The 22124-nt window shown below is 73.7% G+C and carries 19 protein-coding genes; 11 read left to right on the forward strand and 8 right to left on the reverse strand.

Annotated elements, in window-relative coordinates; all coding sequences use genetic code 11:
* Positions 1-85: 85 nt before the first annotated feature.
* Positions 86-655, forward strand: a complete 570-nt coding sequence (locus tag AW270_RS01390; RefSeq protein WP_061289490.1) for a hypothetical protein — start codon at positions 86-88, stop codon at positions 653-655.
* Here AW270_RS01390 and AW270_RS01395 read toward each other — a convergent pair.
* The 3 genes from AW270_RS01395 to AW270_RS01405 form a co-directional block, all read right to left on the reverse strand.
* Positions 652-1686 (reverse strand): family 2 encapsulin nanocompartment cargo protein polyprenyl transferase, encoded by a 1035-nt coding sequence (locus AW270_RS01395; protein ID WP_061289493.1) that lies wholly within the window; start codon positions 1684-1686, stop codon positions 652-654. The genes AW270_RS01390 and AW270_RS01395 overlap by 4 nt on opposite strands.
* Positions 1683-3050: a family 2B encapsulin nanocompartment shell protein gene (locus tag AW270_RS01400; RefSeq protein WP_245674520.1), complete on the reverse strand. Its 1368-nt coding sequence runs from the start codon at positions 3048-3050 to the stop codon at positions 1683-1685. Before AW270_RS01400 ends, AW270_RS01395 begins: the two co-directional genes overlap by 4 nt.
* A 77-nt stretch (positions 3051-3127) precedes the next feature.
* Positions 3128-4504, reverse strand: coding sequence for a family 2B encapsulin nanocompartment shell protein (locus AW270_RS01405; RefSeq protein WP_061289499.1), 1377 nt, complete (start codon positions 4502-4504; stop codon positions 3128-3130).
* Positions 4505-4771: 267 nt separating this feature from the next.
* Here AW270_RS01405 and AW270_RS01410 point away from each other — a divergent pair, with 267 nt between their 5' ends.
* The 3 genes from AW270_RS01410 to AW270_RS01420 all read left to right on the forward strand — a co-directional run bounded on the left by AW270_RS01410 (position 4772) and on the right by AW270_RS01420 (position 7468).
* Positions 4772-5371, forward strand: coding sequence for a ScbR family autoregulator-binding transcription factor (locus tag AW270_RS01410; protein ID WP_061289502.1), 600 nt, complete (start codon positions 4772-4774; stop codon positions 5369-5371).
* Between the two features lie 100 nt (positions 5372-5471).
* Complete coding sequence (locus AW270_RS01415; RefSeq protein WP_061289505.1) at positions 5472-6218, forward strand: IclR family transcriptional regulator; 747 nt, start codon at positions 5472-5474, stop codon at positions 6216-6218.
* Positions 6219-6322: 104 nt separating this feature from the next.
* Positions 6323-7468: an acyl-CoA synthetase family protein gene (locus AW270_RS01420; protein WP_157521606.1), complete on the forward strand. Its 1146-nt coding sequence runs from the start codon at positions 6323-6325 to the stop codon at positions 7466-7468.
* A 5-nt stretch (positions 7469-7473) separates the two neighbouring features.
* Here the strand turns inward: AW270_RS01420 and AW270_RS01425 are convergent, their stop codons facing one another.
* On the reverse strand, positions 7474-10218 hold the full coding sequence (locus tag AW270_RS01425; protein ID WP_063819048.1) for a helix-turn-helix transcriptional regulator: 2745 nt from the start codon (positions 10216-10218) through the stop codon (positions 7474-7476).
* A 201-nt stretch (positions 10219-10419) separates the two neighbouring features.
* Here AW270_RS01425 and AW270_RS01430 point away from each other — a divergent pair, with 201 nt between their 5' ends.
* The 7 genes from AW270_RS01430 to AW270_RS01460 all read left to right on the forward strand — a co-directional run bounded on the left by AW270_RS01430 (position 10420) and on the right by AW270_RS01460 (position 18112).
* Positions 10420-11163, forward strand: a complete 744-nt coding sequence (locus tag AW270_RS01430; RefSeq protein ID WP_061289509.1) for an ABC transporter ATP-binding protein — start codon at positions 10420-10422, stop codon at positions 11161-11163.
* Positions 11160-11813, forward strand: a complete 654-nt coding sequence (locus AW270_RS01435; protein WP_061289512.1) for an ABC transporter ATP-binding protein — start codon at positions 11160-11162, stop codon at positions 11811-11813. Before AW270_RS01430 ends, AW270_RS01435 begins: the two co-directional genes overlap by 4 nt.
* The gene (locus AW270_RS01440) at positions 11810-12622 is read left to right on the forward strand and encodes a branched-chain amino acid ABC transporter permease (RefSeq protein ID WP_061289515.1); all 813 of its coding nucleotides are present in this window, start codon (positions 11810-11812) and stop codon (positions 12620-12622) included. Before AW270_RS01435 ends, AW270_RS01440 begins: the two co-directional genes overlap by 4 nt.
* On the forward strand, positions 12619-13617 hold the full coding sequence (locus AW270_RS01445; RefSeq protein WP_061289520.1) for a branched-chain amino acid ABC transporter permease: 999 nt from the start codon (positions 12619-12621) through the stop codon (positions 13615-13617). The genes AW270_RS01440 and AW270_RS01445 overlap by 4 nt, the downstream gene beginning before the upstream one ends.
* Positions 13614-14807 carry an ABC transporter substrate-binding protein gene (locus tag AW270_RS01450; RefSeq protein WP_061289523.1) on the forward strand — a complete coding sequence of 398 codons (1194 nt, stop codon included), beginning with the start codon at positions 13614-13616 and terminating at the stop codon, positions 14805-14807. The genes AW270_RS01445 and AW270_RS01450 overlap by 4 nt, the downstream gene beginning before the upstream one ends.
* 10 nt (positions 14808-14817) lie before the next feature.
* Positions 14818-15141, forward strand: coding sequence for a hypothetical protein (locus AW270_RS01455; RefSeq protein WP_245674521.1), 324 nt, complete (start codon positions 14818-14820; stop codon positions 15139-15141).
* 76 nt (positions 15142-15217) lie between these two features.
* Complete coding sequence (locus AW270_RS01460) at positions 15218-18112, forward strand: tetratricopeptide repeat protein (RefSeq protein ID WP_157521607.1); 2895 nt, start codon at positions 15218-15220, stop codon at positions 18110-18112.
* A 1-nt stretch (position 18113) separates the two neighbouring features.
* Here AW270_RS01460 and AW270_RS01465 read toward each other — a convergent pair whose 3' ends face one another.
* The 4 genes from AW270_RS01465 to AW270_RS01480 are packed head-to-tail and all read right to left on the reverse strand — an operon-like array spanning position 18114 to position 22122.
* Positions 18114-19385: an ABC transporter substrate-binding protein gene (locus tag AW270_RS01465; protein WP_061289532.1), complete on the reverse strand. Its 1272-nt coding sequence runs from the start codon at positions 19383-19385 to the stop codon at positions 18114-18116.
* Positions 19375-20475, reverse strand: coding sequence for a branched-chain amino acid ABC transporter permease (locus tag AW270_RS01470; protein WP_061289535.1), 1101 nt, complete (start codon positions 20473-20475; stop codon positions 19375-19377). The genes AW270_RS01465 and AW270_RS01470 overlap by 11 nt, the downstream gene beginning before the upstream one ends.
* Positions 20468-21358 (reverse strand): branched-chain amino acid ABC transporter permease, encoded by an 891-nt coding sequence (locus tag AW270_RS01475; RefSeq protein WP_061289538.1) that lies wholly within the window; start codon positions 21356-21358, stop codon positions 20468-20470. Before AW270_RS01475 ends, AW270_RS01470 begins: the two co-directional genes overlap by 8 nt.
* A complete protein-coding gene (locus AW270_RS01480; RefSeq protein ID WP_061289541.1) occupies positions 21355-22122 on the reverse strand; it encodes an ABC transporter ATP-binding protein in 768 nt (255 codons plus the stop codon). Before AW270_RS01480 ends, AW270_RS01475 begins: the two co-directional genes overlap by 4 nt.
* Positions 22123-22124 lie beyond the last annotated feature (2 nt).

Consider the following 22124-nt stretch of genomic DNA (forward strand, 5'->3'; position numbering starts at 1 on the left):
ATTCCCGGCAGGGACCGGAGTCCCGGAAAGGACGGGACACCCGCTCCCTGGCCGCCCGGGACGGGAGATCGCCAATGTGTGCCCCATGAACTCCACTCTCACCGCGCAGGTCCGCCCGGCCGGCCTGCTCCTCGCCTTCGGCGCCACCGCGTGGGCGATCGGCACGCTGATCGTCGGCGACAGGATCTACGAGGGCATCCAGACCCTCGACACCGTCACCGGCATGCTCTTCGTCGTCGGCGTGCTCGCCTGGATCGTGGTCGTGGCCCGGCTGCGGCTGGCGGGCGACGGGGTGACCCGCTTCCTCCCGTACGTCCTGATGGCCACGCTGACCGGCGCGTTCGTGCTCAACGCCCTGTCGTTCGGCTACGCCACCCACGACGAGTTCCCGCTCTGGCTGGCCGTGGTCGACGCCTGCTGGCCGCTCAGCCAGCTGCTCCTGCTGGTGCTCGGGATCGTCATGGCGGTCCAGAAGCGCCTGGAGGGGGCGCTGCGCTGGCTGCCGCTGCTGGCCGGGGCGTGGTTCCCGGTCACGATGGCCGCCTCGATCCTGGGCGGCGACACCTTCAGCGTGATCGTCAGCGCTGTCTGGCTGGTCGGCACGTTCGGGGTGCTGGGCGTCCTCGTCGCCGCCCAGCCCCACCGTCTGCGCTAGAGGGTCCGCCTCGCCATCAGCGTGGACAGCCCGATGAGCTCGGCCGCCGGGCGGGGCGCGCAGCCCGCGTCCGCCAGGTGGGCGGCGGCCCGCGCGAGCAGGCCGTCGGCGGTCTCGCGGCACCAGTCGCGGCCACCGGCCCGCTCCACCAGGTCGGCGGCCCTGGCCAGCTCGGCCTCCGACAGGACCGCGGCCGACCGGTAGATCTCGGCCAGCTCCACGGCCTCGTCGGTCGTGGACGTGAGCGCGGCCACCACCGGCAGCGACTTCTTCCGGTTGGCCAGGTCGGAGAAGACCGGCTTGCCGGTCACCGCCGGGTCGCCCCAGATGCCCAGCAGGTCGTCGGCCAGCTGGAACGCCAGCCCGAGCTCGGCCCCGAAGGCCCGCAGGTGCCCGACGGCCGTGGCGTCTGCGCCCCCGTAGAGGGCGCCGAGCGCGCAGGCGCACGCGATCAGCGCGCCGGTCTTCGACCCGGCCATCCGCATGCACTCGGGCAGGGTCACGTCGGCCCGGTCCTCGAACCCGACGTCGGCGCTCTGGCCGTCGAGCAGGTCGAGCACCGTGGCGTTCAGCAGCCCGGCCCCCTCGTGGGCCAGCGGATGACCGCTCTCGGCCAGCCGCGCGAACGCCAGCGACACCAGCGCGTCCCCGGCCAGGATCGCCTGGCTCACCCCGAACACCCGCCACGCCGTCGGTCGGTGCCGCCGCGTCGCGTCGCCGTCCATCACGTCGTCGTGCAGCAGCGAGAAGTCGTGGACGAGCTCGACCGCCACCGCCGCCGGCAGCGCCCCCTCCGCCGATCCGCCTGCCGCCTCGGCGGCCAGCAGGGCCAGCGCGGGGCGGACCGACTTGCCGGAACCGGTGGTGATCGGGCGGCCCCGCTCGTCCCACCAGCCCATGTGGTAGCCGGAGATGTGCCGCATCGACGCGGGCAGCGAGTCGACCGCCGCCCGGAGCGCCGGCCGCACCAGGTCACGGCTCCACGCGAGCACCTCCGCGACGTCGCGAGCCCCCGTCTCGGTCGTCGTCATCGGTGCCCTAGCTCGACGTTCTCCAGGACGCCCAGCGCGTCGGGGATGAGGATCGCGGCGGAGTAGTAGGCGCTGACCAGGTAGTTGATCACCGCGCGGTCGTCGATGCCCATGAACCGCACGTTCAGGCCCGGCTGGTATTCGTCGGGGATGCCGGTCTGGTGCAGGCCCACCACGCCTTGGTTGTCCTCGCCCAGGCGCATGGCCATGATCGAGGTGGTCCGGGCCTCGCTGATCGGCAGCTTGTTGCACGGCAGGATCGGCACGCCCCGCCAGGCCGTCAGCCGGACCCCCTCCACCTCGACGCCGGTCGGGTAGACGCCGCGTTTGGTGCACTCACGGCCGAACGCGGCGATGGCCTGGGGGTGGGCCACGAAGTACTGCGTCTTGCGGCGGCGGCAGAGCAGGTCGTCCATGTCGTCGGGGGTGGGCGGGCCCGACCGCGAAGGGAGGCGCTGCTTCAGGTCGGCGTTGGCGAGCAGCCCGAACTCGCGGTTGTTGACGATCTCGTGCTCCTGGCGCTCGCGCAGCGCCTCGATGGTGAGCCGGAGCTGCTGCTCGACCTGGTCCATCGGGTCGTTGTAGAGGTCGGCGACGCGCGAGTGCACCCGCAGGACCGTCTGGGCGACGCTCAGCTCGTATTCACGGGGTGAGGTCTCGTAGTCGACGAACGTGCCCGGTAGCGCGGCCTCGCCGTGGTGGCCGGCCGCGAGCGCGATCTCCGCCTGGCCGTGGCGGTCCTGCGGCCTCTCCGGGCTGTTCCGGTAGGCCTCCACATGGGCCTGGAGCGTCTCGTAGCGGTCGGTCAGTTCCTGGAACGCGCGCCGGTCGAGCGTCAGCACCGTGCCCGCCGTCGTGGCCTTCACGGTGAAGTCCCACGTGCCGGGGGCGAGCAGGGCGTGGTCGCCGACGTGGTCGCCGTCGCCGAGCAGGCCGAGCGCGGTCTCCCCGCCGTAGGCGCCGGCGCCGACCTTGGTGAGCTTGCCGTGGGCGACCAGGATCACCTCGTCGGCCTGGTCGCCCTGCCCGGCGATGACGTCGCCGGCGGCGAAGTCACGCTGGGCGAAACGGCCCGCGAGCGCCTCCAGCGCCTCGGGGTCGTCGAAACCGCGAAGGAGGGGGAGTTCGGTGAGCTCGGCCGGGATGACCCGGACCTGGCCTGACTGGACGGTGAAGGTGACCCGGCCGTCGCCGACGGCGTAGGACAGGCGGCGGTTGACGCGGTAGGCGCCGCCGGAGACCTGGACCCAGGGCAGGACCTTGAGCAGCCACCGGCTGCTGATGCCCTGCATCTGGGGGACGGTTTTGGTGGTGGTGGCCAGTTTTCTGGCCGCCGCCGTGCCCAGGCTCAGTTGATCGTTCACGCCACTCCCTTGCTGATGGTAAACAAAAAGGGCGGCCCGAGGAATTCACGCACGGGCCGCCCTGGGGGAACCATTTGTTAATGACCGACTTCGACGTTCTCCAGAATTCCGACGGCGTCGGGGACGAGGATCGCGGCCGAATAGTAGGCGCTCACCAGATATTTGATGATGGCCTTCTCGTCGATGCCCATGAAGCGCACCGACAGCGACGGCTGGTATTCGTCGGGGATGCCGACCTGGTGGAGGCCGACCACCCCCTGCTTCTCCTCGCCGAGCCGCATCACGACCATCGAGGAGGTGCGGGTCTCGGTCACCGGAAGCTTGTTGCAGGGCAGGATCGGCACCCCGCGCCACGACGGGAAGTGGTGCCCCCCGACGTCGACGCTGGCCGGGTAGACCCCGCGGGCGCTGCACTCGCGGCCGAAGGCCGAGATCGCGAGCGGGTGGGCCAGGATGTACGACGGCTCCCGCCACACCAGCGACAGCAACTCGTCGACGTCGTCGGGGGTGGGCGGGCCCGATCGGGTGTGGGTGCGCTGCTTGAGGTCGGCGTTGGCGAGCAGGCCGAACTCGCGGTTGTTGACGATCTCGTGTTCCTGGCGCTCGCGCAGCGCCTCGATGGTGAGCCGGAGCTGCTGCTCGATCTGGTCCATCGGGTCGTTGTAGAGGTCGGCCACCCGCGAGTGCACCCGGAGCACGGTCTGGGCGACGCTCAGCTCGTATTCGCGGGGTGAGGTCTCGTAGTCGACGAACGTGCCCGGCAGGGCGGTCTCGCCGTGGTGGCCGGAGGACAGCTCGATGGCGTGCTCGCCGTATTCGTCCTGCGGCCGGCCGGAGCCGGCCTGGTAGGACTCGACGTGGGCGCGCAGGGTGTCGGACTGCTCGACGAGCCGCTCGAACTCACTGCGGGGGAGGGTCAGCAGGGTGCCGGCCGTGGTGGCCTTGACCGTGTAGTCCCAGGTGCCGGAGGCCAGCAGGGTGTGGTCGCCGAGATGGTCGCCGTCGGCCAGCAGGCCCAGCGCCACCTGGTCGCCGTAGGGGCCGGTGCCGATCTTGGTGAGCTTGCCGTGGGCGACCAGGATCACCTGGTCGGCGGGCCGGCCGGCCTCCACGATGACGTCGCCGGGGGAGAACTCGCGCTGGGTGAAGCGTTCGGACAGGGCGGTCAGGGTGTCGGGGTCGTCGAAACCGCGGAGCAGGGGGAGTTCGGTCAGTTCGGCCGGGATGACCCGGACCTGGCCTGACTGGACGGTGAAGGTGACCCGGCCGTCGCCGACGGCGTAGGACAGGCGGCGGTTGACGCGGTAGGCGCCGCCGGAGACCTGGACCCAGGGCAGGACCTTGAGCAGCCACCGGCTGCTGATGCCCTGCATCTGGGGCACGGTTTTGGTGGTGGTGGCCAGTTTCCTGGCCGCCGCCGTGCCCAGGCTCAATTGCTCGTTCTCAACGGTCAACTCGTCTCCTGTTCCTGCCGCGAAGCGAAAACAATTCAGGGGGCCCGCGCGAGAAACCTCATTGGGCTGGCCGAACGGATCAATAATGCAGGGGCGATCTTCGGAGTGTCAATTACGAGTTTGCATTCGAATGACTCGACCACAAAATAGGGAAATAGCCCGTGATTCTCCGTAGTGGGTCCGTTACCCTTTTTGGGAGATTCTTCCCGTGTTAACCTCTGAGCGGGTCGCGTCTGTGGGGTCGGGGCCCGGTAGGAGGCGAGGGCCGTGCAGCAGCGTGCACTGGCGACCCGTGAACGGCTGCTCCGCGCGGCCGCCGAGATCTTCGCGGCCAACGGGTACGCCGGTACCAGCCTGACCGAGATCCACGAGCGGGCCGGCGTGACCAAGGGGGCGATCTACTTCCACTACCCCAACAAGGAGTCGGTGGCCGAGGCGATCGTCGAGCGCCAGCTCGAACGCTGGCCCGCCCTGGTCCGGCGCTTCTGCACCGAGGAGTCCGACCCGGTCGTCATCGTGGTCGCGCTGACCTTCGCCATCACCAGGGCGTTCCGCGACGAGCCGGTCATGCGGGCCGGCGCCCGGCTGGCCCTCGACCGCAACGTGGGCGCCTGGGAGATCGCGTTCACCGAGGTTTTCGAGGCGGCCGAGCGGGCCGGCGAGCTCGCCGAGGGCGTCACCGCCGAGGAGGCCGCGCGCGTCGTCGTCGGCTCCTTCTTCGGCGTCTTCCAGGTCAGCGACACCATGGGCCGCGCCGACACCGAGGAGCGGCTGCGCGAGATGTGGCGCGTCGTGCTCTTCGGGATCCAGGCCGAACCCTCGCCCCGGACCACCGTGCGCCGGGCCGAGGCGCTCGCCCTCACCTGACGGACAGGATCTCCTGTCCCCCCTTCAGTTCGCCCCGAGTCGGCCCTATAAAAATACATTCCGGTCGGTTTTTTTCGGGGACGTCACTGAAGGGGCCGTCATGGAACGGATCGGCACGCTGGCCAAAGCCATGATCGTCCTGCGCACTCTGGCGACCTCGCCGGAGCCGGTCAGCCTCACCACCCTGGCACGCCAGGTCCAGATGCCCAAGTCCACGGTGCACCGGCTGCTGGCCGCGCTGGAGGCGGACGACCTCGTCGGCCGCACCGGCGCCGACTACCGCGTCGCGGCCACCCTGCGCACCTACGCCCAGCCCGAGCGGGTCCGCCAGTTCCAGTGGCTGCGCCGCATGGCCACCCCCCACCTGCTGGAGCTGTACGACCACACCCACCAGATCGTCTCCATCGCGGTCCTGACCGACCGCCAGGCGGAGTACGTGATGACCCTCTACCCCCGGACCCACTCCAGGGCCCTGTGGCGGACCGCCGAGCTCGCGCCGGTCCACTGCACGGCGGCCGGCAAGGTGCTGCTGGCCTACCAGGGCGGCCCGCCCGACCTCCGGGTGCCGCTGCGCCGCCACACCGACCGCACCATCACCGACCCCGGCGTCCTGGAACGCCAGCTCGCGGTGGTCCGCCGCCAGGGCGTGGCGTGGTGCGTCGAGGAGTACGTCCAGGGGCTGAGCGCGATCGCGGTGCCGGTGCTGGGCGTGCCGAACTTCGGCGTGGTCGCGGTGGGGGTCTCGGGCCCGATCAGGGTCCTGCAGAACGGCTCGGCCGAGGCGGAGGTCCGGCGCGCGGGCCACGAGCTGGCGGTGACCCTCCGGGCGGCCCGCCTGGCAGGCTAAGGGCCCATTTGTTCCAATATTTGGAACCAGTCGTGGCTCCCCGATTCGCCCCGTCCTACGCTCACGGTCCCAGAGCACGCCCCCCTCGGATCGAGGAGCGCCCCATGCCTCCGCAGCGGATCTGCGCCGCCGTCCCGCACCCCCGGCTCCTGTCCGGGCTCGCCCCGAATCCTCCACGCGGCCGGGCATCCGCGCGGCCGGGTGAGTCCGGGCAGGACACTCCCGCGCCGGACGCGCGGGACGCCCGGGTGATCGACGCGCGCACCGACGACGTCTACTACGGGCCCGTGCTGCGGCGGGCCGTCCAGCGCGTCACGCTGCGGCTGGCCCGGCTGCCCCAGGGGCTGCTGATGCTGGCCGCGCCCGCCACGGCCGAGGTGATCGTCACCTACCTGGCCGCGCTGCGCTCGGGGCGTCCGGTGGCGCCGGTCGATCCACGGCTCGTCCGGTCCCGCGCGGCCGAGCTCGTGACCCGGTTCGCGCCGGCCGCCCTGCTCGGGGCGCCGGGGGCGCCACCGCCCGGATACCGCGTCGACGGGCGCGCCTGGGTGCGCACGGACCCCGGCGCCCCGGTCCACCCGGATCTGGCGGTGGTGCTCCTGGACGGGCCCGGCGGGATGCGCCTGTCCCGCCGGGCCGTGCAGGCCGAGGGGGAGGCGGTGGCGCGGGCGCTGCGCATCCGCTCCGGCGAGGCCACCCTGACCAGCCCGCCCCTGTACACCGGCGCGGGCCTGGCGCTGCTCAACGCCCACCTCGCCGCCGGGGCGGCCGTCGTCGCGGCCGAGGGCTCGGTGGCGGGCGCGGAGTTCTGGGCCGCCGCCGAACGCTGGGCGTGCGGGTCGTTCGCCGCCTCGCCGCGCGTCTTCGCGCTGCTGCGCCGCCTCGGCTGGGCCCCCGTCCGGTCGCTGCGGAACCTCACCATGATCGGCGGCGCGCCGCCGGAGGGCTTCTCCTCCCTCCTGTACGGCGTCGCCGCCACCCCGCCCGGCCGGTCCCGCCCCGGTTCCGTGGGCCCGGCGCTGCCCGGCGGACGGCTGTCCATCGTGCGCGGCGAGGTCGTCTACGAGGGCGACACCGTCGGCATGGGCTCCGTCCGCTCGGCGGCCGACCTGGCCAGGGGCGACGACCTGCGCGGCGTGCTGCGCACCGGGGAACGGGGGCGTCTCGACGCCGACGGCTACCTCCACCTCGCCCGCGACCACGACTACGGCGACCTGTTCGACGCCGTCGTCCTGGACCCGGGGGCCTGACCGCGTCAGGTCAGCAGCCGCACCAGGTCGACGCGGGAGCGGATGTCGAGCTTGGCGAAGATGTTGCGCAGATGGTGTTCCACCGTCCGGGGGCTCAGGTAGAGCTGGGCCGCGACCTCCCGGTTCGTCGCCCCGTCGGCGACCATCCGGGCGATCTGGAACTGCTGGGCGGTCAGTTCCTCCGCCGCCTTCGGCCGGGTCGTCCTGACCGCCTCGCCAGCCGCGCGCAGCTCGCTCCGAGCCTGGTCGACCCAGAGCCGGGCCCCGTACCGCTCGAAGGTGTCGAGGGCGCTGTACAGGTGCTCGCGGGCCGCGCCCGGCCGCCGGTCGCGGCGCAGGGCGGAGCCGTACAGCAGCTCGGTCCTGGCCGTCTCGAACTCGGAGAAGCCCTGGTGGTGCAGGTCGAGGGCGGTGCGGAACAGTTCGTCGGCGGCGCCGGTCGGGGCGAGCAGGGCGCGGCAGCGCACGGCGAGCGCCCGCCGGTCGGGGCTGCCGGTGCTCTCGGCCCAGCGCTCGAAGACGCGCGAGGCGCGGGCGGCCTGGTCGCGCTCGCCGGTGCGGGCGGCGGCCTCGACGAAGTGAGGGGTCGCGCTGACCTGCACGACCAGATGGGTGTTGCGCACGTCGGCCCGCGCGGTCGGCCGCAGCCGGTGGACCGCCGCCGCCGGGCGGCCCGAGGCCAGGTCGATCTGGGCGAGCGCCCAGTTGCCGAGGGCTCCGGCGATGCTCACCCCGTGGGCCCCGGCGACCTCGATCGCGGCGCGGGCCCGCGTCTGGACGGTCTCCTCGTCGCCCTGCACCGCCGCCATCATCGACAGCCACCCGAGGTGCTGCCCGGCGCTGCCGCGCTGGCCGGTCTCCTGCGCCAGCCGCAGCCCCTCCGAGGCGTTGGCGGCGGCCGAGGCGTACCGGCCGAGCCAGTACTCGCTGTTGATCGCGAACTCCAGCACCTGCGGCACGGTCGCCACCGCGCCCAGCGCGCGGGCCGTCTCGACCGCCCGGGTGGAGAGCCGGAACGCCTGCGCGTCGTCGCCCAGCATCAGGCTCGACACGGCCGCCCACACCAGCACGGACGGGCTGTGCACCAGCGGCGCGAGCTCGACGACCCGGCGCAGCGGGCCCGCCGCCTCGGCGTGGCGGCCCCGGAACGACTCGGCCATGCCGGTCAGGTACTCGAACATCAGCCGGATCGCGGGCGGGTCGTCGTCGCGCCGCAGCGTCAGGGCGTCGCGGGCGATGACGACGAACCGCTGGTGGTCCCCGGCCAGGTAGCTGGCCTCGGCGGCGCGGACCAGCGCGCGCACCGCCATCGTGCGGTCGCGTTCGAGCAGGGAGGCGGCGACCGCGAGGAGCTCGTCGCGGGCGAAGCTGGTCTCGCCGCCGCGTAACTCCAGCCGGGCGCGGATGCTCTCGGCCTGCTGGCGGAGCTCGGCGGAGATGGTGCCGCTGCGGAGCCGGTCGAGCAGGGCGTGCGCCCGGTGCGGGCGGCCTTCGAGCCGGGCGTACTGCGCGGCGGCGGCCAGCCGGGTGGCCTTGGTGTCGTCGCGGGTGCTCAGCTCGGCGGCCCGTTCGTAGGCGAGCGACAGTTCGGGGAACGGGCAGGGCGCGCCGGTCGCGGTGGCGGCGGCCTCCAGTTCGTCGGCCAGTTCCTCGGGCGGCCCGTCGAGCGCGGCGGCCCGGTGCCAGGCCCGCCGGAGCCGGTGGTGGGCCAGTGCCCCGGCGAGCGACCGGTGCGCGGCGCGCCGGGCCAGCAGGGAGGCGTTGTGGTAGACGACCGGCCCGGCCGCCGGGTCGCGGAACCGGAACCGCTCCCCGCTGACCTCGACGATCCCGGCCCGCTCGGCCGCCTCCAGCGCGGTGAACGGATCGCCGTCGAAGGCCTTCAGCAGCGTGGCCGGGTCGAGCCGGGGGTCGGCGGCCAGCAGGAGCAGCAGGTCCCGCGTCGGGCCGGGCAGGTTCGCGATCTGGTTCGCGTACGTCCGCCACAGCCGCCCCTCGCGCGGCAGCGTCGCCGGAGGGGCGGCCGTCCCGGCGAGCTGCTCGGGCGTGAGGGCGAGGGCGAGTTCGGTGAGCGCCAGCGGGTTCCCGCGCGCGATCTGGTCGAGCGCGGCCCGCACCTCGTCGGGCAGGCCGCCGCTGACCAGGTCGTCGGTGAGCTCGTGGGCGGCCCGTTCGTCCAGGCACTCCACCGCCCTGACCGGCACCGCCCCGGCCCAGACGTCGGCCCGCGCGCCCAGCAGGAGCGCCACCGGTTCACCGGCCAGGCGCCGGGCGGTGAACAGCAGCGCCTCGCGGCTGGGCGCGTCGAAGTGGTGCAGGTCGTCGACGACCGCGACCACCGGCCGTTCGGCCGCCGCCAGGGACAGCAGCGTGAGCACCGCCGCCGGGACGACCAGCCGCCCCGTCGGCGTCCCCAGGTCGAGCGCCTCGGTCAGCGCCTCGCCCTGGGCGGCCGGCAGCGCGGCGAGCCGGTCGCGGAGGGGCCGCAGCAGGCCGTGCAGCCCGGCGTAGGGGAGTTCGCGTTCGCACGCCACCCCCCGCGCGCGCAGGACCAGCAGGTCGGCGGCCTCGGCGGCGCAGACGTCGAGCAGCGCCGACTTGCCCGTGCCCGCCGCGCCGACCAGCAGCAGGGCGCCCCCCGACCCGGCCCGCGCCCCGGCGAGCAGCCCCCGGAGGGCGGTCAGTTCGGCGTCGCGGCCCCGCAGCGGCGGGAGCCCGGGGGCGGATGAGGCGGGGAGGGCTGCTGACATCACCCCAGTGTCACGGTCACCTGTCATCCCTGAAAGAGAGATGTGCAAGGAATGTCACGATTTGTTCTGACACCGGTCTCCACCTGCGGTGAAACTTTCGATGACCGGCCGAGACTGGTGATTTCACCGATGCGCGACGGGGCCGCCGCTGCCAAGACTCATGCACCGCTCCGTAGGGGGCTCAGTGAGAAGAGGGTGCGCATGCTGGAGATCGGGCGGCTGACCGTGCGGTTCGGCGGCGTCACCGCGCTCGACGCCGTCGGCCTGGTCGCCGGCCAGGGCGAACTGGTCGGCCTGATCGGCCCGAACGGCGCCGGCAAGAGCACCCTGTTCGACTGCGTGACGCGCCGCCGCGACCCCGACGACGGGATGGTCCTGGTCGCTGGTCAGGACGTGCTAGGCCTGCCGCCGCACCGGGTGGCGGCGTGCGGCATCGCGCGGACCTTCCAGCACCCGGCCGTCTTCCCCCGCCTGTCGGTGCGGGAGAACGTGATGACCGGCGCGCACCGGTTCGGGGCCGGGGGGTTCTGGCGGGCGGCGTTCGCGTGGGAGCGGGAACGGCGGCTCCGCGCCCGCGCCGACGAGGTGCTCGACCTGTTCGGCCTGCTCCCCCTGGGCGACCACCCCGCCGACGGGCTGCCCTACGGGGTGCTGAAACGGGTGGAGATCGCCCGCGCGGTCGCCGCAGAGCCCCGGTTGCTGCTGCTCGACGAACCGGCCGGCGGGCTGGGCCCGGAGGAGGCGCTGGCGCTGGCGGGCCTGATCCGCGACCTGCACCGGGCGACCGGGATGACGGTCGTGGTGGTCGAGCACCACATGGAGTTCGTGCTGGGCCTGTGCGAACGCCTCGTCTGCCTGGACGTGGGCCACAAGATCGCCGACGGGCCGACGTACCTGGTGCGCCGCGACCCGGCCGTGATCGCGGCCTGCCTGGGGGCGCGGTGAGCGGGCTGGAGGTCGCCGGGCTGCGGGCCGGCTACGGCGCGGCGCGGGTGCTGCACGGCGTGGACCTCGTGGCGGCAGAGCGGGAGATCGTCGTCGTCCTCGGGCCCAACGGGGCCGGGAAGACGACCCTGCTCAGGGCCCTGTCGGGGCTGGTGGCCGCCCGGGGCGCGGTGCGGGTCGGCGGGGTGCCGGTGCTGGGGCTCGCGCCGGAGGAGATCGCCCGGCGGGGGCTCGGGCACGTCACCGAGGAGCGCGGCGTGTTCGCCCCGCTGACCGTGGAGGAGAACCTGCGGGCCGGGGCGTTCGCGCGTCCGTGGCCGCGCCGGGGCGTCGACGACGACCTGGCGCGCGTGTTCACCTACTTCCCGGTCCTCCAGGCCCACCTCCGGCAGCCCGCCGGGACCCTCAGCGGCGGCGAGCAGGGGATGCTCGCCATCGGGCGCGCGCTCATGGGACGGCCCCGGGTGCTGCTGCTCGACGAGCCCTCGCGCGGGCTGTCGCCGGGGCTGACCGCGCGGCTGTTCCAGACCCTCGCGGCCATCGCCGGGCGCGAGGGCGGCACGATCGTCGTCGCCGAGCAGAACGCCCGCGCCGCCACCCAGGTCGCCCACCGCGTGCGCACCCTCGACGCCGGGCGGCTGGTCGCGTGATCGGCCAGGTCTTCCACGGGTTCGGGACCGGCGCGGTCTACGCCGCGCTGGCGCTGGCCCTCGTGCTCGTCCACCGCTTCACCGGCGTCGTCAACTTCGCCCAGGGCGAGCTGGCCATGGTGTCGGCCTACGTCGCGTGGCAGCTCGTCGACGCCGGGCTGTCCTACTGGGTGGCGCTCCCGCTCACCGTCGCGGTCGCGTTCGGCGCGGGCGCGCTGGCCCAGCGGCTCGTCATGCGGCACGCCGGGGACGCGGCGCTCATCATGACCATCGGCCTGTACGTCTTCGTCCACGCCCTGGCCGCGCAGATCTGGTCCTCGGCCCTGCGCACCTTCCCCAACCCCTTCCCCGGCGGCCCACTCGGGATCGTCGGCCCGCTGGGCGTGGTGGCCGCCGTGCTCGCGCTGCTCTACCTGGTCATCCGGCACAGCGGGGCGGGCCTGACGCTCCGCGCGGTCGCGGCCGACCCGCGCGCGGCCCGCCTGTCGGGGATCAGGGTCGGCCGGGTGCACGCCCTCGGCTGGGGCCTGGCCGCCGCGACGGGCGCGGTGTCGGGCGTGCTGATCGCGCCGGTCGTGTTCCTGGAGCCGGGGATGATGGGCGGCGTCCTCGTGTCGGCGCTGGCCGCCGCCGCGGTCGGCGGGTTCGTCAACCCCGTGGGCGCGGTCGCGGGCGGGCTGCTGATCGGGGTGGCCGAGACGCTGGCCGGCACCTACCTGTGGGCCGACCTGCGGGTCGTGGTGCCGCTCGCGATCATGCTGGTGGTGCCGGCCGTCCGGCTGAGCGCCTTCTCGCGGGTGCGGGCATGAGCGCCGTCACCGGGCATCCCACCGGGCACCCCACCGGGCATAGGCGCCCGGCCGTGGGGGAGCTGGCCGGAGACCGGCGGCGGTCGTGGCCCTATCCCCGCACGACGCTCGGCGTGGCCGCCGCCGCGGCCGTCCTGGTGCCGTTCGTGCTGCCGCCCTACCCCCTCTACCAGGTCACGCTGGTCCTGGTGTACGTCGTGGCGCTGCTGGGGCTCGATCTGGTGGCCGGGCACGGCGGGCAGGTCTCGCTGGGCCACGGCGCGTTCTTCGGGATCGGGGCCTACGCGGCGGCGATCCTCCTGTGGCTCGGCGTGCCCTATCCGGTGACGCTGCCGGTCGCCGGGCTGGTCGCCTACGGGCTCGGGCACGCCTTCGGACGGCCCGCGGTCCGGCTGAGCGGGGTCTACCTGGCCGTGGTGACGTTCGCGGTGGCGGTGGCCGTACCGCCCCTGATCAGGCGGTTCGCCCCCGGCGGCGCGATGGGGCTGCCGGTGCGGACCCCGGGCGCGCCCTCCTTCACCGGCCTGGCCGACGACCAGTGGGTCTACCTGCTGGTCCTCGCCGTCGCGGCGGCGGCGTTCGCGGTGATGCGGTCGGTGGTGCGCTCACGCGCCGGGCGGTCGCTGGCGGCGCTGCGGGCCGACCCCGGCGCGGCCGAGCTGCTCGGCATCCGGCCCGCCGCCACGCGCGCCCACGCGTTCGCGGGGTCGGCCATGTACGCCGGCCTGGCGGGGTGCCTGTTCACCTGGACGACCGGGTTCGTGGCGCCCGAGTCGTTCACGGTGAACCTGTCGATCACGCTGCTGGCCGGGATCGTGATCGGCGGTCTCGGCACCGTGTCGGGCGCGGTCGTCGGGGCGGTCGTGGTGACGTTCCTGCCCGCTCCCGGGCTGGTCTCGGGGCTGGCGCTGATCCTCGTGCTCGCCGTCGCGCCGGGCGGCGTGACCGGCCTGGCCCGTCGGGCGCCGGCGCTGTTCAGGAAGGACGGGCCGTGAGACGACTGGCGCTCGTGGCGCTGCTGCTGGTGTCGGCGTGCCGCCTGACCTCGGCCGACGTGGTCCTGAGCAGTCCGGCCGAGTGCGCCGGGCAGCGGGCCGACGGCCTGTCGCCGGACCGGGTCGTGGTCGGCGGGATCTATCCGCTGTCGGGCCCCGCCTCGGCCTACGCGGCGGTCGCGCAGGGCGTCTCGGCCTATTTCGCCTGGGCCAACGCGCGCGGCGGGGTGGCCGGCCGCCAGGTGGAGTTCCTGGTCCGCGACGACGGCTACCAGCCCGCCCGCGCCGTCGAGGAGGCCCGGCGGCTGGTCGACTCCGACCGCGTCTTCGCGCTGTTCCAGACGCTCGGCACCCCCTCCACCGCCGCCGTGCGCGGCTACGCCGACCGGCGCGGCGTGCCGCAGCTCTTCGTCGCCTCCGGCGCGTCGGACTGGGGAGACGCCTCCTACCCGTGGACGATCGGCTTCCAGCCCACCTACGCGGCCGAGGCCCGCGTCTACGCCGAGCACCTCCTCAGGACCCGCCCCCACGCCACCGTCGCGGTGCTCTACCAGAACGACGACTTCGGCCACGAACTCCTCACCGCCTTCGAGGAGGCCGTCGCCGGGACGGGCGTCGAGGTGGTGGCGCGGCGCAGCTACGAGGTGATGGACGCCGACGTCCAGGCCCAGATGGCCGACCTGGCCGGGTCGGGGGCGGGCGTCTTCCTCAACGTCGGCACGCCCAAGTTCGCCGCCCAGGCCCTGGCCGCCGACGCCGCGATGACCGGCTGGAACCCCCTCCACCTGCTCAACGGCGTCGCCAACACCCCTTCGCTGATCGCCGCCGTCGGCCCCGCGGCCCTGCGCGGCGTGCTGACCACGAACTTCTACAAGGACCCGGCCGCCTGGCCCGACGACCCGGCCGTCAGGACCTACCTGGGCGCGGTCGGCAAGTACGTCCCGGAGGCCGACCCGTCGAGCTCCCAGGTGATGTTCGGCTGGACGTCCGCCGCCGCGTTCGCCGCCACGATGGAGCGGATGGAGTGCCCGTCCCGCGAGGGCCTGATGGCCGCCGCCCGGCACCTGCGCGGCGTGGAGCTCGGCACCCTGCTCCCCGGCATCACCCTCTCCACCTCACCGGACGATCCCTATCCCGTGGAGGAGCTGCGGGTGTTCCGGTTCGCCGACTCGCGGTGGGAAGCGGTTTAATCTGGCACTTGTGAGTCACATTCACGTTGACCGGAAGGTCCTGGAGGCGGGCGCGGTCTACCGCAACCTGCTGGTGGCCTCGACCGGCCTGGTGCCCGACGAGCCGACCGTCGTGACGACCGGCTGCGGCGTCGAGGCGCCCTACGCGCAGACCTCGATCCGCCCCGAGAGCGTGACCTGCCTGCCCTGCCGGGAACACGCCGCCGCGGAGCACCTCCGCTACGCCGACCAGGTGAGCCGGCTCGCCCGGATGACCGGCTCGGTCGTCAGCGCCGAGGAGGCCGGCGAGGCCGCCCGCTGGGCCCGGGAGACGGCCGCGAAATTCGCCGGCTGATTCCGCCGCCGACAGCGCCATGACGCCCTGACATCTGGTGATCATGGGATGATCAGCGGGGATTCGGGGAGACGTGGTGGTTGAACGGTTGCTGCTCGACATCGATCTCGATGGCGACGGGCGGACGACTCTGACGGTGGGGCCCGCGGGGAAACCCGCCGTTTTCGCCTGCCCGCCCGACCCGCCCGACCTCCGGTGGTACCTGGAGGACTACCTCCGCGCCCCCTACGGCCTCGACTCCAGCCGGGGCCTCGCCGAGGCCGCCCGCCTGGCCGAATGGGGCGAGGCCCTGTTCGAGGCCGTCTTCGGCCCGGCCGACCGGCACGCCGCCTACGAGGCGGCGCGGGCCGGGGAGGAGCCCGTCGAGCTGGTGATCCGGTCGTCGGCGGACTGCCCCGACCTGCCGTGGGAGCTCCTGCGCGATCCCGGGCGCGGGCGGTTCCTGGCCCTCGACGGCGTCGCGGTGGTCCGCGGCGAGCCCGGCGCCGACCCTGGCGCCGACCCTGGCGAGCCCGTGCCCGGGGCGGGGGAGCGGCTGCGGGTGCTGGTCGTGCTCTCCGGGGGAGATCGCCCGATGATCGCCCGGCCGCTCCTGGAACGGCTGGGCGAGGCCGTCGACCTCGTCGTCCTGCGGCCCGCCACCGTGGCGCGGCTCCGCGAGACGCGGGCGGAGGACTTCCAGGTCGTCCACTTCGACGGCCCCCCGGACCCGCACCTGGTCGCGGCGCTGCCGGACGTGCCGCTGGTGATCGCCGACGCCGCTCTGCCCGAGGTGGGAGCCGGGTCGGTGGTGGCCCTGCCCCACCGGATCGACGCGACGGCCGGGGCCGACTTCCTGGCCTGCCTGTACACGCGGCTCATCGCGGGGGACACCGTCACCGCCGCCGTGGCCGCCGGACGCGCCCGGCTGGCCGACCGGCCCGACCGCCCGAGCCCCCGGGGACCGCTGCCGCTGAGCGACTGGATGATCCCCGTCCACCACCTCCGGCGCGACACGTGGTTCCCCGGCCTCGCCGGAGGCACGCCCGAGTCCGCCCCGACCCGCTTCGTGGGCCGCGACGACCTCTTCCACGAGCTGGAGGAGGTCGTCCACCACCACAGGGCCGCCCTCCTGCACGGCCCGGCCGGAATCGGGAAGACCGAGCTGGCCCGCGCGTTCGCCCGCTGGTGGCGCGCCACCGGCGGAGCCGACGAGCTGCTCTGGCACACCGTCCGGCCCGGCTCCGGCCCCGACGAGGTGATCGCCGCCGTCGGCGCCCCCTTCCTCGGCCGGGAGTTCACCCGCGCCGACCGCGCCGAACGCCGCGAGATGGTGCGGGGGCTGCTGGCCGGGCGGCGGCTGCTCGTCGTCCTCGACGACGCCACCCCCGAGGTCGTCGGCGCGGTGACCGGCGCGGTGACCGGCGCGGTGACCGGCGCGGTGACCGGCTCGGAGGGCAGCGCGGTCCTGCTCGTGTCCCGCACCTCCGAGATGGGCGGCCTGCCCCGCGTCGAGGTGCCCGGCCTGACCGCCGAGGAGGCGAACAGGTACGCCGACGACCTGCTCCGGGGCCGCCCGGCGGCCGTGCCGCGCCGCCAGCGGTGGCTGTTCAACGACCTGATGACGGCCCTGGACGGGCACCCCCTCGCCCTGCGGCTGATCCTGCCCCGGCTGGAGGACACCGAGCCCGAGGACCTGCTGGCCGCCCTGCGCGACGACGGCAAGACCCCTCTCGACGCCGCCGCCCTCTCCACCGTCGCCCGGCTGTCGCCGGACGACCGGCGGCGGCTGGGCGCGGCGTCCCTGTTCCCGGGGGTGGTGATCGCCGACGTCCTCGGCATGATGTCCCACTTCTGGTCGGCCCCCGGCGCCCTCCTCGGCCTCGACGCCCCCGCCTGGCGCGCGGTCCTCGACCGCGCCGTCGCGGCCGGTCTGCTCACCCGGGTCCACGTCGACACCGACACCGGCCCCGGCCTCAGCACCGGCGCGGCGCTGGCCATGGCCCTGGGCCTGTACGACCTCCACCCGGCCCTGCGCCCTTTCCTGGCCGACGGCTGGCGGGCCGTGGACCCGCGCGACTTCGAGCGCCAGTACGCCGCGACCCGCTTCTCGCTCCTGGAGGCCACCGCCGGGTTCGCCGACCGGCTCCGCCACCAGCTCACCGAGGGCGACACCGAGATGGCGACCCGGGTCCTGCGCGTCCAGTACGACAGCCTGGCCGGGCTGTTCGGCGCCGCCCTCGACGCCCGCCAGTGGCACAGCGCCCTGCGGATCGCGGCCGTCCTCACCGCGCGCTGGTCCGGCGACCTCGACGAGGAGGGCCGCGAGTGGACCGCCCGCGCCCGCCGCACCCTGGAGTTCGCCGGCGGCATCGCCCCCGCCGTCGACGGCCCGGCGGGCGAACTGTGGTTCTTCCTGGTCGCCGGGGACGCCGAACGCCACCTCGCCGCCGGACGCCTCACCGACGCCGGCGAGGCCTACCAGGCCCTCCTGCGCGCGCTCCCGCAGCGCCCGGTCAGCGCGTCCCTGGTCGCCGTCCAGCACCAGCTCGGCCGGGTGGCCGAGGAGCGGGAACGCTGGGACGAGGCCGAGACCTGGTACCGCACCGCCCTGACCGGCAGCGAGGAACTCGACTACCGCCCGGTGATGGCGAGCAGCCGCCACGGCCTGGGCCGGGTCGCCCACGAGCGGGGCCGGTTCGACGAGGCCGAGTCGTGGTACCGCACCTCGCTCGACGTCGACGGCGCCCTCGGCGACCGGCGCGTGTCGGCGGCCACCTACCGCCAGCTGGTCCGGCTCGCCGAGGACCAGAACTCACCGGAGCGCGCTCTCGAGTGGATCCTGCGCTGCACCGGGCTCACCGGCCGCGACCCGGCCGAGATCGGCGACCGGTGGCGCGAGCTCACCGGCACACCCCTGCCGTCCTCGGTCCGCGACCACCTCGAATGGGCGCGGCCGGGCGGGGACGACCCCGCCCGGCCGGGCCCCTGATCTACGCGGGCGGCGGGACCTGGTAGGTCTTGGCCAGGTCGGAGATCGCGTGGTCCTTGAAGATGACCGCGCCGCCGATCGCCTCCTTGTCCGGCTTCACGATGTACGACGACAGCGACGCCGGCTTGTCGTACACGGAGAAGTCCATCGGCGTCCCGCCGAAGCCGCCCTCCCAGGCGTTCTGCGCGCGGTGGGCCTTGATGATGCCCTCCCGCGAGAGGTCCTTGGCGGTGCAGGCGGCCTTGAGGGAGTCGCCGATGATGACGGCCTGCGTGTACCCCGACGCCACGCCCGAGTCGAGCGGCTGCCCGGCGAACTTGGCCTCGTAGTCCTTGATGAGCTTCTCGTACACCGGCAGCGGGGCGGAGATCGGCGCCCCGGCCGTCACCACGTAGTAGTCCTTGAGCAGGGCCGGCGCGGCGGGCGTGTCGAGGAGCAGCGGGCTGTACGCGGAGTTGCTCCCCACGAACGGCACGTCGAGGCCGGAGGCGAGGGACACGCCGACCAGCGAGGCCGCCTGGCGGGGCCCGACCGACACCAGGATCGCCTTCACGCCGGCCTTCTTGAACGCCGTCGCCTGCGCGGTCATGTCCTGGTCGGTGGCCTTGATCTTCTGCTCGACCAGGGTCAGGCCGTTCTTCTCCGCGGCGAACTTCGACCCGTTCAGGGCGCTCTCGCCGTAGTCGCCCTCGAAGTAGAGGTGGCCGACCTTGTCGCCCGACTTGATGCCCTTCTCCTTCATCAGGAAGTCGACGCCGTTGATCATGTCGACGTCGTAGGTCGTCCCGGTCACCTGGATCGCGTCGCTGCCCAGCAGCGACGTCGCCCAGGCGTTCGGGATCGTCAGGATCTTGTCGGCGGTGATCTTCTCCTTGAGCGCCGTCACCATCGGGGAGCCGATGAACTGCGGGATCGCCGCCGTCCGGGGCGCGACCTCCGCGTAGGCGGCCATCGCCTTCTGGACGTCGTAGCCGTGGTCGCGGACCACCGTCTCGATGGTCCGGCCGCAGATGCCGCCGGCGGCGTTGAGCTGCTCGAAGTACATCTGCTGGGCCTGCGTGACGCTCTTGCCGAGCGAGGCGTAGGGGCCGGTCAGGTCGGTGAGGAGGGACAGGGTGATGGTCGTCTCGGTCACGCCGGGACCGGTCTTCACCCCGTCGCCGCCGGTCGCGGTGGCCGGGGCCGCCCCGCCGGTGGCCTTGTCGCTGGCGCAGGCCGACGCGGCGAGCGCCAGGGCCGCGACGACGACCGCGGCCTTCCTGTTACGGGACATGCGGACTCCTGGTTTCTGGTGAGGGGGAAGGGGAGGAGAGGGGCAGCCGCAGGCGCGGCGGTCTGAGGCGGATCTTCCTGAAGAGCCCCAGAAGGCCGCCCGGCAGGAAGAGGACGACCGTGACGACGGCCGCGCCGTAGAGGATGCGGGCGGCCTCGGCGGGGGAGACACCCCCCGGTGTCCCCGGGGCGGCCACCAGCGGGATCGAGTCGCTGTACTTGGTGAGCAGTTGCGGGAGCAGGGAGACGAACATCGCGCCGACGACCGCGCCGCCGACCGACCCCAGTCCGCCGATGACGATCATGGCCAGGTAGTCGAGGGACAGCAGCACGCCGAAGTACTCCGGCACGGTCCGCTGGAAGACCAGTGCCAGCAGGACGCCGGCGAGGCCCCCGTACATGCTGGACAGGACGAAGACCCCGGCCCGGTAGCGCGCGACCGGCACCCCCATCACGCCGGCCGCGATCTCGTGGTCGCGGATGGTGTTCATGGCCCGCCCGGGACGGCCCTTCAGCACGCCCTGGGCGAAGACCATCGCCAGCGCGACCAGGACCAGCCCGAGGAACCACAGGCGCTCCAGCGTCCCGAAGGGCACCTGGAGGACGATCAGCGACGGCGTGTCGCCGAAGGAGAGGCCGAACAGGTTCAGCTCCGGCACCGCCCGGCCGTTGAAGCCGCCGGTGAGGTGCTCGGCGTTGAACAGGACGTGCTGGCCCCCGAAGATCAGCGCGAACGTGGCGATGCCCAGGTAGGCCCCCTTGAGGCGGCCGGCGATGGGGCTGAACAGCCCTCCGGCGACCCCGGCGACCAGCACCGCCAGCACGGCGGCCACCCCCGTCGGCAGGCCCATCCCGCTCAGCCGGGCGGTCGGCTCGGCGGAGAAGAACACGTAGGCGTAGGCCCCGACCGCGAGGAAGAACGCGTGGCCCATCGAGAGCTGGCCGGTCGCCCCGGTGAGCAGGTTGATGCCGATCGCCCCGATCGCCGCCGACATCGCGAACAGGCCGGTCTGGAGCCAGAAGCCGTCGAGGTAGAAGGGCACCAGGGCGAGCACGACCACCACGCCGGTCCAGGCGAGAAACCTATACACGCGCCAGCTCCTTCGTCCCGAACAGCCCGGCGGGCCGGATGAGCAGGATCACGAGCATCACCAGGAACGGCGCCACGTCGCCGATGCCGCGGCCGAGGAAGGCCATGTCGTTCTGGTAGCCGCTCATCATCGACTCGGTCACGCCGATGACCAGGCCGCCGACCAGCGCCCCCGTGGTCGAGTCGAGCCCGCCGAGGATCGCCGCCGGGAACGCCTTCAGCGCCACCAGCGACGTGCTCCGGTCGAGGCCCGGCGTCGGGAAGACGCACAGGAACAGCGCGGCCACCGCCGCCAGCGCGCCCGCGACGGCCCACGCGCTCATCGACACCCGGCCGAGCCGCACGCCCATCAGCGCGGCCGTCTCGGCGTCCTCGGCGGCGGCGCGCATCGCGACGCCCCAGCCGGTGTACTTGAACGCCAGCAGGAACGCGGTGATCAGCAGCGCGGCCGTCACCAGCGCCACGATGCGGGTCTCGGCGAGGGTCACCCCGCCGAACCGGACGACCTGGCTGCCCCACGGGTCGCCCATGGCCAGCACGTCGGTGCCGATCTGCCGGGTCAGCTCGGTCGTGATCACGATGTCCACGCCGATCGTGACGATCGCCAGCACGCTGTGCGAGGCCACATTGGCCCGGCGGATCACCAGGAACTCGATGGCCGCGGCGACCAGCGCCGCCGCCGCGATCCCGATCAGCAGCGCCGCCCAGAAGCCCACGACGGGCCACAGCCGCGCCACCAGATAGCCGCCCGCCAGGAGCAGCGAGGCGTGCGCGAAGTTCACCACCTCGGTCGCCTTGAAGATGATCACGAAGCCGAGCGCGATGAGCGCGTACACGGCTCCGATGGAGATCCCGTTGACGAGCAGCTCCACGAACGTGGTCACGTGCCCTCCGTCCCGAGGTAGGCGCCGATGACGGCGGGGTCGGCCTGCACCTCGGCGGGGGTCCCGTCGGCGATGCGCCTGCCGAAGTCGAGCACGGTGACCCGGTCGGCCAGCCGCATGACCATGCCCATGTCGTGTTCGACGAGCAGGATCGAGATGCCGAGGCTGTCGCGCACCGACAGGATCAGCTCGGCCATCTCCTGGCGTTCGCCGCTGTTCATCCCGGCCACCGGCTCGTCGAGGAGCAGGAGCCGGGGTTCCATGCAGAGCGCGCGGGCCAGTTCGACCCGTTTCTGCACGCCGTAGGGCAGCAGCCCCACCGGGGACGCGAGCCGTTCGGTCAGCCCCACGAACTCGGCGATCTCGGCGACCCTCGCCGCGTGCCTGGCGGCCTCGCGCCGGGCGTTCGGGAGCCGCAGCCCCGCCGAGACGAACCCCGACGAGGTGAGCCGGTGGCGGCCCAGCAGCAGGTTGTCGTGCACCGGCAGCCGGGGTGACAGGGCGATGTTCTGGAACGTCCGGGCGACGCCGAGCGCCGCGATCCGGTGCGGCTTCAGCGCGGTGAGCTCGGCCTGGCCGAACCTGACCGAGCCGGAGGTCGCCTTGTAGACGCCCGACAGCACGTTGAAGCAGGTCGACTTCCCGGCCCCGTTGGGCCCGATGACGGCGTGCACGGTCCCCGGCGCGACGGTGAAGCTGACGGCGTCGAGCGCGGTGAGCCCGGCGAACCTGACGGTCACGTCGCGGACTTCGAGGGGTTCCATAC

It is taken from the genome of Herbidospora cretacea (assembly GCF_001570605.1).
Lineage (GTDB): Bacteria > Actinomycetota > Actinomycetes > Streptosporangiales > Streptosporangiaceae > Herbidospora > Herbidospora cretacea.